The organism is Micromonospora humidisoli (assembly GCF_016900955.1).
Classification (GTDB): Bacteria; Actinomycetota; Actinomycetes; order Mycobacteriales; family Micromonosporaceae; genus Micromonospora; species Micromonospora wenchangensis.
This window is the reverse complement of the sequence record NZ_JAFEUO010000007.1, coordinates 449,264-459,421: the sequence shown is the minus strand read 5'-3', so window position 1 is coordinate 459,421 and position 10,158 is coordinate 449,264. Positions and strand designations below refer to the sequence as shown.

Sequence of the window (10,158 nt, the reverse complement as noted above, 5' to 3'; positions counted from 1 at the left end):
GACCAGCTCAATCGCGTCACGCTGAAACTCTTCCGTGTACTTCGATGGACGCCCCAACGGGGACACCCCTTCCTCTGGACCAACATCCAGTCTCAGGGTGTCCACATCTCAGGGGGAAGCCCACGGCGGGTAATTCGGCAGCCCGGCGGTGATTCGGCAGCCCGGCGGGTGATTCGGCAGCGTCATCAGTTCGAAAGGACCCGCACCGCATATCGTCGGCCGGCCCGGCCGCCATGACGCGGGCCGGGTGGACGGCGACGCGGGCCGGCCGGACGGCGACGCGACCCGGGGCCGGCCGGGAGGCCGGTCAGGTGCGTCCACGGTCGGGTGACGGCCGGCCAGCAGGACTCGGATACAGCGGGTGGCCCGACGGGACCGCGGAGAACCCGACGACTCGGGCCACCGGCTGAAGGCGCGCGGCGCACGACCCGAGGGGGCGCAGCGCACGATCCGCACCGGACCGGGCGCGCGCACGCCCCGGGCGCACGACGCACGGCGCGAGGACACGACGGCACGACGCGCGGCGCGGCGGCACGACGGCACGACGCACGACGCGCGGCGCGGGGGCACGACGGCACGACGCACGACGCACGACGCGAGCGCACTACGGCACGACGCACGACGCGAGCGCACGACGGCACGACGCGCGGCGCGGGGGCACGAGATCGGTGGCCCGGTCCCGCCACGGCGGTGGTCAGCGGGCGAGCAAAGTGGTCGGTGCGACGCCGGCCAGGTCCCTCACCTCGCGGGTAAGGTGGGCCTGGTCGGCGTAGCCGGCGCGGGCGGCCACCTCGGCCAGTCCCACGCCACGCCGGGCCAGCGCCAGGGCCCGGTGCAGCCGCAGGATGCGGGCGAGGGTCTTGGGGCCGTACCCGAAGAGGGTCCGGCTGCGCCGGTGCAGGGCACGCGGGCCCAGGCCGATCTCGGCGGCGGTCGCGGTGACCGTGGCGCCGGCGGCGAGCAGCGCGGCCACCCGGGGGCCGAGCGGGTCGACGCCGCCGGACCGGGCGAGCCGGTCGGCCGCGACCACGGCCAGGGCGGCGGCGGTGGGCGCGGTGCCGAGCTGCTCGGCGAGCCGGACGGCGGCACGCCCCCAGAGGACGTCGAGGGGGACCCGGAGGTCCCGCAGTTCGTCGGCGGGAACGCCGAAGACGGCCGGGCCCACCCCGGGCGGCAGCCGGACGCCGCGCCACCGCTCCCCCGGCACCGACACGCTGAGCTGCGCCGTGCGGTCCGGGCCGGCGACCAGCAGGCCCGCCCGGCTGGACCAGAGCAGGTCGAGACAGCCGTCGGGCAGCACCCGGGTCGGTGGGGCGTCCGGGCGGCTCTCGCTCGCCCAGAGCACCGCGCCGTCGATCACCCCGGCGGGCCGTTCCCGGTACACGGTCCCAGCCTGCCACGCCGTCGGCCTATCACCGCGACCCGACGCCGGCGTCCCGGGGAACCGGACGGCGACGGACACCGCAACAGGCACGACATCAGCGCGTCATCGCCCCGGCCACCAATCCATAACTTCTACGGGTTCACGTTCTCGCAGCTCTTGTGCAGGACGAACGTTTGTGCAACCGTCATCACCTCGACTGAGCAATCGTTTGCGCAAGGGGGTGTGGCTGGTGCGGATCGCGGTTCTGGCAACCGGTGGGACGATCGCGTCGCGGTGGGACCCCGACGAGGGCCTGGCCGTGACCGACTCCGTCACGGACCTGCTGAAGAACGTCACCGGTACGACCGACGCGGAGATCCACGGCTTCGACCTGTCCTGCCGGCCGAGCTTCACGCTCTCCCTGGACGACATGCTGACCACCGTCCGGGCGGTACGGGCCAAGCTCGCCGACGGGTTCGCCGGGGTGGTCGTCACCCACGGCACCGACACGCTGGAGGAAGCCGCCTACCTGACCGGGCAGTTCACCGGACCCGACGCCCGGGTCGTGCTGACCGGGGCCCAGCGCGGCGCCGACGAGCCCGACTCCGACGCCGGGCGCAACCTCGCCGACGCGATCCGGGTGGTCACCGCGCCCCGGCCGCTCGGCGCGGCGACGGTCATGGGTGGCGTCGCCTACGCCGCGGTGGAGAGCCGCAAGGTGCACACCTCGGCGGTCTCGGCGTTCTCCGGTGGCACGGCCGGCGTGCTGGCCCTGGTCGACCCGGACGGCGTGTTGCGGGTGTCGACAGCCGCCCGGGGCGGCCACTACGCGCACCTGCCGGTCCCCGCCCGACTGCCCCGGGTGGACCTGGTCAAGCTCGTCGCGGGCGTGGACGGCACCCACCTGCGCGCGTCGCTGCACGCCGGTGCCGCCGGCATCGTGGTCGAGGCGTTCGGCGCGGGCAACGCCCCACCCGCGGTCGCCGACGCCATCGCGGAGGCCGGCCGGCGCGGCGTACCCGTGGTCATCACCAGCCGGACCGGGGCGGGCCGGGTCCGCCCGGTCTACGCCGGCGGCGGGGCGACCCTCGCCCGCGCCGGCGCGCTCTTCGCCGGTGACCTCACCGGCACCCAGGCCCGGGTGGCGCTGGCCCTCGCCCTGGCCGTCGAAGAACCCGGCGCCGTGCCGGAAGCCCTGCGCACCATGGTGGAAGGACGTCGCGCGTGAAGACCGAAGCAGTGACCATGAACGGGTACGGCGGCCCCGAGACGCTCACCCTCACCGAGGTCGACCTGCCGGACCCCGGCCCCGACGAGGTCGTACTGCGGGTGCTCGCCGTCGCCGTCAACCACCTCGACGCCGACCTGCGCAGCGGGGTGTCCCGGATGCCGCTGCGGCTGCCGCACGTGCTCGGCCGCGAGGTCGTCGGCGTGGTGGAACGGCTCGGCTCCCGGGTCACCGGTCGGGCCCCCGGCGACCGCGTGCTGGTGCTGCCCAACACGCCCTGCGGGAGCTGCCCCCGCTGCCTGACCGGGCGGGCCAACCTCTGCCCGAACGCCGACATGCCCGGCATCACCAGGTGGGGCGGGTACGCCCGGCACGCGGTGGCCCCGGCGCGCGGCCTGCTGGACATCGGCGACCTCGACCCGGTGGTCGCCGCCGCCACCCCGATCTCCTTCGGCACCGCCTGGCGCACCCTGTACTCCATAGGCCGGCTCGCCCCCGGCGAGTGGGTCCTCGCCCCGGGGGCCGCCGGTGGGCTCGGGCACGCGGTGGTCCAGCTCGCCAAGCTGGGCGGCGCCCGGGTGGTCGGCCTGATCGGCGACCCGGCGAAGGCCGACTTCGTCTCCTCGCTCGGCGCGGACGCGGTGCTGAGTACCCGGAATCCCGACTGGGCCGCCGAGGCCCGGGAGATCACCGGAGGTGCGGGCTTCGACGTGATCGTCGAACACATCGGCGGCGACGTCTTCGAGGCCGCGCTGGGCACCCTCGCCCCCACCGGCCGGCTGATCGTCGGCGGTGGCCACGCCGGGGAGCACCCGCACCTCGACCTCATCGAGACCTTCCGCAACGAGTACGAGCTGCGCGGCTCGCGCAGCCAGCGTCCCGACGAGATCGCCCGGGTGCTGGGCCTCGTCGCGGCGGGACAGCTCACCCCCCGGGTCGACGCGGTCCTGTCGTTGGCCGACGCCGGCCGGGCCCACCAGGCGCTCGCCGACCGGCGGGTGCTCGGCAAGCAGGTGATCACACCGTGACCGGTCACCGGCGGTCCGACGCCCACGACGACGTGCTGGCCACGCTCGTCGCCGGTGCCGTCGAGGCCGCCGACACGCTGCTGGCCACCGGCGCGGGACAGGTGCTGGTGCGGCAGGTGGCGGCCCGGCTGACCGCCAACGCCGTCGCGGCCCGTGGACACCTGCCCGCCGGGCTGGACACCGCCGGCGACCCGGACGGCCCGTGCAGCCTGCTGGCCGCGCCGGGCGGGACGGACCAGCCGGCGCAGGCCGCCGCGGTGACGGCGGCGGCGATCACCGTCAGCCAGTGCGACGAGGGTCTGCGCGAATCCCGGGGGCACCCGGGGCTGCACGCGTACGCCGCCGCGCTGGCCACCGCCGAGGCCGACGACCACAGCCTGCGGGTGTTCCTGCGGGCGCTGGCGGTCGGCTGGGAGGTGGGTGCCCGGCTCGGGCTGCTGCTCGGCGCACCCCGCCCCGGGGTGCACCCGCACGGCGGGTGGGGCGGCGGCGCGGCGGCGGCCGCCGCCGGGACCGTCGCCGGGCAGGACGCCGCCGGACTGGCCGCGACGGTGAACCTGGCGCTGACCGTGGCGCTGGCCGGGCCGGAGGCCGACACCCGGCGGGGCAACTCCGCCCACTACCTGCTGCCCGGCCTCGGCAGCGCCAACGGCCTGACCGTCGCCCGGCTCGCCACCGCCGGGTTCCCGGCCACCGGCCCGGCGCTGCCGCACCTCGGCCGGACCGTCCACCAGGGCCTCACCGACCGGCCGGTGGACGCCGCGCTGCTGCCCCGACCGCTGCTGCCCGACGCGTACTTCAAGCCGGTCGGGGTGTGCGCGCACACCCTGACCGCCTGGACGGTGGCCCGCGCGATGGCCCGGGACCTACCCGCCGACGAGGTGGCGGCGGTGACCGTGCACACCTACGCGGGGGCGGCCCTGCTCGCCGAGCGGCGTCCGGCCGGCCGGCTGGCCCGCCAGTTCAGCATCCCGTGGGTGGTGGCCTGCGGGCTGCTCGGCACCGACCCGGGCGCCCCGGACGGGTCGGCGGACGACCGACGGGCCCGCGCCGCCCGGCTCGCCGAGCGGGTGACCGTACGCCACGACCCCGGCCTGGACCAGGGATATCCGGCGGGCCGACCGGCGGTGGTGGAGGTGACCACCCGCAGCGGTGCCCGGCTGACCGGGCGGGCCCGGTTCCACCACGGCGACCGGGAGGACCCGATGACGGCCGACGACCTGGCCGCCGTCGACGCCGCGCTGCTGCGTACCCCGGGGGTGCCGGGCGGGGCGGCCGAGCTGCTGCACGGGCTGGCCCGCGCGCCCGGGGCGACCCGACTGCGAGACCTCACCGCGCTGGTGCGCGGCGGGGCACCGAATCCGAACGGCGGTCCGCCGCCGGTTCCCGCTGGGGCCGGCCCATCCGGCAGAAAGGACACGACGACATGGTGATCAGAGTCGAACCCGGCACCGAGCGGGACTTCATCGGCTACGGCGGGGACCTCCCCCGCGTCGAGTGGCCCGGTGGCGCCCGGGTGGCGGTGAGCCTGTGCCTCAACTACGAGGAGGGCGCCGAACACAGCCTCCTCGACGGCGACAGCGTCAACGAGTGGGTCGGCGAGATCTCGTACACGCCGACCAGCGCCGAGCACCGGGACCTGTCCCAGGAGTCGGTCTACGAGTACGGCAGCCGGGCCGGCGCGTGGCGGCTGCTGCGGCTGTTCGACCGGACGCAGACCCCGGTGACCGTGTACGGCTGTGCCGAGGCGCTGGCCCGTAACCGGCCACTGACCAAGGCGTTCGTCGACGCCGGGCACGAGATCTGCTCGCACGGCCTGCGCTGGCGGGAGCCGTCGGGGATGACCGAGGACGAGGAACGCGCCGAGATCCGGCAGGCGGTGGCGACGATCACCGAGCTGTGCGGGGAGCGCCCGGTCGGCTGGTACTCCCGGTACGCCCCGTCGGACCGCACCCGGCGGCTGCTGGTCGAGGAGGGCGGCTTCCGGTACGACTCCAACGCCTACAACGACGACCTGCCGTACTGGGTGCAGGTGGCAGGGCAGCGGCACCTGGTGGTGCCGTACACCCACACCTACAACGACGGCCGGTTCGCCTTCAGCCCCGGTTACGGCAATCCGACCGACTTCTTCGAGAACTGCCGGCGGGGCATCGAGTACCTGTGGGAGGAGGGCGAGACCTCCCCCAAGATGATCTCGATCGGGCTGCACGCCCGGCTGATCGGCCAGGCCGGGCGGGCCTCCGCGCTGCGTGACCTGATCGCCTGGGCGCAGGACCTGCCCGGCGTCTGGTTCGCCAGGCGGCGCGACATCGCCGACTGGTGGCACCACAACTACTCCGACCTGCCGGCCCACGGAGGACAGTGACCATGCGTATCGAGATCGACAACGTGGCCAAGGGGTATCCCCGGGCCGACGGGAGCCGGCTGTCGGTGGTCGGCAGCCTCAGCACCACGATCGAGGCGCAGGAGTTCATCTGCGTGATCGGTCCGAGCGGATGCGGCAAGTCGACGCTGCTCGGCCTGCTCGGCGGGCTGCGCCGGCCGGACGACGGGGAGATCCGGTTCGTCGGGGAGCGCACCGCCGCCGGCCCGCTCACCTCGATCGTCTGGCAGGACTACGCGCTGATCCCGTGGCGCTCCATCGCCGACAACGTGGCGTTCGGCCTGGAACTGCGCGGGGTGCCCGCCGCCCGGCGGCGGGAGGTGGCCCGGGAGCACCTGACGATGATGGGCATCGAGGCGTTCGCCGACAACAAGCCGCACGAGCTGTCCGGCGGCATGCGCCAGCGGGCCGGGATCGCCCGCGCGCTGGCCAGCGACCCCGAGGTCCTGCTGATGGACGAGCCGTTCGCGGCGGTGGACGCCCAGACCCGGACCCTGTTGCAGGACGAGCTGCTCCAGGTCTGGTCGAGGCACCGCAAGACGGTCCTGTTCATCACGCACAGCATCGAGGAGGCGCTGCTGCTGGCGGACCGGATCATCGTGCTCGGTCCCCGGCCGACCCGGGTGGTCGAGGAGATCCGGGTGCCGTTCCCCCGGCCGCGTACCCGCGACGTCGAGTTGGACCCGCGGTTCACCGAGTTGAAGCGCCACCTGTGGGCGCAGTTGCGGGACGCCACCCTGGCGGCCGAGTGGGCGGAAGCGAAGGGGGACCGATGAGCGAGCAGAGCGCGCCGACCCGGGAGCGGGCGACCGACGAACCCGTGGTCCGCTACGCGGTGGACCCCCGCGCGGAACGCCCGCCGGGTCGCGGGTTCAAGCTGCTCAGCAGCGGGCTGGGCAGCATGGTGCCGGTGGTCGTGGTGCTGGCGCTGTGGCAGGTCGGCAGCATGGCCGGGCTGATCGACAAGACCTTCTTCCCGGCCCCGTCGGAGTGCGTGCAGGCCCTGGTCGACCTGTTCTCCTCCGGGGAGCTGCTGCCGAACATCGGGATCACCGCCCAGCGCATCCTGCTCGGCTTCCTGCTCGGGGTGATCCCGGCGACGCTGCTGGGCATCGCGATGGGACGGTCGCGGTGGGTGCGGGTGCTGATCGATCCGCTGATCGCCATCACGTACCCGATCCCGGTGGTGGCGATCCTGCCGCTGCTGCTGGTCATCTTCGGCACCGGCGGCCGGCCGATCGTGGTGCTCGCCGGCATCATCTCGTTCTTCCCGGCGGTGGTCAACGCGATGTCCGGGGTGCTCCAGGTCGACGAGCGGCTGATCCTGATGGCCCGCAACCTGGGCGCCGGTCGGCAGCAGATCCTCTGGAAGATCGTCCTGCCGGGGGCCCTGCCGTCCATCTTCGCCGGTATCCGGCTGGCCGCGGGGCTGGCCCTGCTGGGCACGATCGCCGGTGAGTTCCTCGCCGCCAGTGACGGCGTCGGGTCGATGACCTGGCGGTACTGGCAGATCTATCAGATCGACAACATGTACGCCACGCTCGCGGTGATCGCGGCGATGGGCTTTTTCCTCACCACGGTGACGCTGCGCGTGCAGCGGCGCTTCTTCAGCTGGACGGAGGGCCAATCATGACAATCAAGAACAAGGGTGTCATCGCCGCGCTGTTGGGGGCGAGCCTGCTGCTCGGCACCGCGGCCTGCGGTGACGACGCGGAGTCGACAGGCTCCGGCGGTACCGACAAGGTGACTGTCAACTCGCTGGAGATCCTCTCGCTGGCCCCGATGATGGTGGCTGACGCGAAGGGCTTCTTCGGCAAGCACCAGGTCGAGGTGGAGTTCAGCAACGCCGACATCTACTCCCGGCTCGCGGTGCAGGGTCAGGGCAAGCTGGACGTGAACATCCCGGGCACCGGTGGCGCGTTGTTCAACGCGGTCAACCAGGGGCTGCGGGTGCGGGCGGTGGCCGACCGGCAGCAGTACCGGTGTGCCTCGGACAACCTCCTGCTGGCCCGGACCCAGGCCTTCGACGGCGGCCTGAAGAGCGTGGCCGACCTCAAGGGCAAGAAGGTCGCCATCCTGGCCAAGGGCTCGACCACCGAGTACTGGCTGGACCGGGCGCTGGGTGAGGTCGGGCTCAAGCAGTCCGACCTGGGGCAGATTGTCACCCTGAGCTACCCGGACACCGCCAACGCGCTCAAGAGCGGTGCGGTGGACGCCGGCTTCGTGGTGCAGCCGCTGGCGTACCAGCTCATCACCGACGGGCAGGCCAAGCGGGTGCTGGCGATGAACGAGGTGGCCCCGAACCAGGAGCAGGGCCTGATCACCATGTCGCAGGACTTCATCAGCAAGCGGCCCGAGGTCGCGGCCCGGTGGATGGCCGGCTGGCTGGAGGGTGTGCGCTACTACCAGGACCCGGCCAACAAGGACGACGTCATCAAGATCGTGGCCGAGCGGACCAAGGTGCCGGCGGAGACGATCACCAAGCTGTACGGCACCGACCAGTGGCCGTACATGGACCCGAACGGCCGGGTGGACACCGCCACGGTGGTCGCCGAGGACGGCAAGTGGCTGCTCGACAACAAGATCATCGAGAAGCTGCCCGAGGTCGGTGAGTGGCACGACGGTTCCGTCGTCGACGCCGCCCTGAAGATCGTCGGCGAGGTGCCGGTCAACCGCGACTGCGGCAGCGTCCAGAAGCTGGAGTCCTGATGTTTCCCCGTCCGAGCCGGCTGGCCGAGGTGCTGCGCGACGGTGGCGTCGCCCTCGGCAGCCTGACCCTGCTCCAGGAACCGGCGATCGGCGAGATCCTCGGCGCGCTCGGCTACGACTTCCTGGTCGTCGACACCGAGCACGCCGCGGCCGACGAGCAGAGCGTGCTGGCGATGGTCCGGGCGGCCGGCTCGGCGGGGACCACCCCGCTGGTCCGGCTGCGCCGGATCGAGGAGAAGGACCTGCTCTGGTCCCTGGACAGCGGTGCCGGCGGCGTGGTGCTGCCGCTGGTGGAGACCGGCGCGCAGGCCGTCGAGGCGGCCCGGCTGACCCACTACCCGCCGGTCGGCGACCGGACGCTGTGCTCGGCGGCGCGGGCCGCCGGGCACGGCACCGCCCGGGGCGACTTCGACCGCTACCTGACCTGGGCCGGGCAGAACACCACGGTCGTCGCCCTGGTCGAGACCCCCACCGGACTGGCCAACCTCGACGACATCCTCGCCGCCGACCTCGACGTGCTGATGCTCGGCCGGGCCGACCTGTCGGTCAAGCTGGGCCTGGGCTACCAGCCCACCCATCCGGAGGTGGAGAAGCACGCGGTCGACTTCGTCGAGCGGGTCGTCGCCGCCGGCCGGGTCGCCGGCATGCTGGCCTACTCCGCCGAGGAGGCCCGCCGCTGGATCGACCGGGGCGTCCGCTTCGTCGTCTACTCCCAGCCGGAGATGCTGCTCTCCGACGCCTACCGGCGGGCCCGCGACGAGATCCTCGGCGGCACGTCGTGAGCCTGCTGGTGACCGGCGGAGCCAGCGGCATCGGCGCGGCGGTGGTCGCCACCGCCCGCGCCCGGGGCGAGACGGTGCACGTGCTGGACGTCTCCACCGGCGTGGACGCCGCGGACCCGGTCGCGGTCGGCGAGTTCGTCGACGCGATCGGCACCCCGACCCGGGTGGCCCACCTGGCCGGGGTGGTCAGCGCCGGTGGCATCGAACAGACCAGCCTCGCCGAGTGGGAACGCACCCTGCGCAACAACCTCACCGCCGCGTTCGTCGTCAGCCAGGCCGTGGTGCCCCGGATGGCGGCGGCCGGCGGCGGGTCGCTGGTGCTGATGAGCAGCCTCAACGCCCGCGACGGCGGCACCCGGCTGTCGGGCACGGCGTACGCGGCGGCGAAGGCCGGGGTGCTGGGCCTGATGCGCCACCTGGCCGTCGACTTCGGACCGCAGGGGGTACGGGTCAACGCCGTCGCGCCCGGCCCGGTGGCCACCCCGATGCACGACCGGCTCACCGCCGAACAGAAGGCGCGGCTGCGGGCCCGGATGCCGCTGGGCCGGGTCTCCTCGGCACAGGAGATCGCCGACATCGTGCTGTTCCTGCTCTCCGATTCCTGCGCCACGGTCACCGGCGTGACCTTCGATGTGAACGGGGGCAGTCATCTCAGCTAGGTTGCC

At 73.8% G+C, this 10,158-nt stretch carries 10 protein-coding genes; 9 read left to right on the top strand and 1 reads right to left on the bottom strand.

Annotation, left to right across the window (positions count from 1 at the left end; genetic code table 11):
* Positions 1-694: 694 nt before the first annotated feature.
* Positions 695-1,384, bottom strand: coding sequence for a helix-turn-helix domain-containing protein (locus JQN84_RS32410; RefSeq protein WP_204961127.1), 690 nt, complete (start codon positions 1,382-1,384; stop codon positions 695-697).
* Between the two features lie 229 nt (positions 1,385-1,613).
* Here JQN84_RS32410 and JQN84_RS32405 point away from each other — a divergent pair, with 229 nt between their 5' ends.
* From JQN84_RS32405 to JQN84_RS25705, 9 genes are read left to right on the top strand one after another with little or no spacing between them, the layout of a single operon-like run.
* Entirely contained in the window at positions 1,614-2,591 is a 978-nt protein-coding gene (locus tag JQN84_RS32405; RefSeq protein WP_204961126.1) for an asparaginase, read from the top strand.
* Positions 2,588-3,619 carry a zinc-binding dehydrogenase gene (locus JQN84_RS25740; protein ID WP_204961125.1) on the top strand — a complete coding sequence of 344 codons (1,032 nt, stop codon included), beginning with the start codon at positions 2,588-2,590 and terminating at the stop codon, positions 3,617-3,619. Before JQN84_RS32405 ends, JQN84_RS25740 begins: the two co-directional genes overlap by 4 nt.
* Complete coding sequence (locus tag JQN84_RS25735) at positions 3,616-5,052, top strand: MmgE/PrpD family protein (RefSeq protein WP_204961124.1); 1,437 nt, start codon at positions 3,616-3,618, stop codon at positions 5,050-5,052. Before JQN84_RS25740 ends, JQN84_RS25735 begins: the two co-directional genes overlap by 4 nt.
* Entirely contained in the window at positions 5,046-5,984 is a 939-nt protein-coding gene (locus JQN84_RS25730) for a polysaccharide deacetylase family protein (protein WP_194823596.1), read from the top strand. Before JQN84_RS25735 ends, JQN84_RS25730 begins: the two co-directional genes overlap by 7 nt.
* A gap of 2 nt (positions 5,985-5,986) precedes the next feature.
* Positions 5,987-6,778, top strand: a complete 792-nt coding sequence (locus JQN84_RS25725) for an ABC transporter ATP-binding protein (RefSeq protein WP_228544614.1) — start codon at positions 5,987-5,989, stop codon at positions 6,776-6,778.
* On the top strand, positions 6,775-7,635 hold the full coding sequence (locus JQN84_RS25720) for an ABC transporter permease (protein ID WP_088645265.1): 861 nt from the start codon (positions 6,775-6,777) through the stop codon (positions 7,633-7,635). The genes JQN84_RS25725 and JQN84_RS25720 overlap by 4 nt, the downstream gene beginning before the upstream one ends.
* The gene (locus JQN84_RS25715; RefSeq protein WP_204961123.1) at positions 7,632-8,711 is read left to right on the top strand and encodes an ABC transporter substrate-binding protein; all 1,080 of its coding nucleotides are present in this window, start codon (positions 7,632-7,634) and stop codon (positions 8,709-8,711) included. Before JQN84_RS25720 ends, JQN84_RS25715 begins: the two co-directional genes overlap by 4 nt.
* Entirely contained in the window at positions 8,711-9,493 is a 783-nt protein-coding gene (locus tag JQN84_RS25710; RefSeq protein ID WP_204961122.1) for an HpcH/HpaI aldolase family protein, read from the top strand. The genes JQN84_RS25715 and JQN84_RS25710 overlap by 1 nt, the downstream gene beginning before the upstream one ends.
* Positions 9,490-10,152 carry an SDR family NAD(P)-dependent oxidoreductase gene (locus JQN84_RS25705; RefSeq protein ID WP_204961121.1) on the top strand — a complete coding sequence of 221 codons (663 nt, stop codon included), beginning with the start codon at positions 9,490-9,492 and terminating at the stop codon, positions 10,150-10,152. The genes JQN84_RS25710 and JQN84_RS25705 overlap by 4 nt, the downstream gene beginning before the upstream one ends.
* Positions 10,153-10,158: the final 6 nt, after the last annotated feature.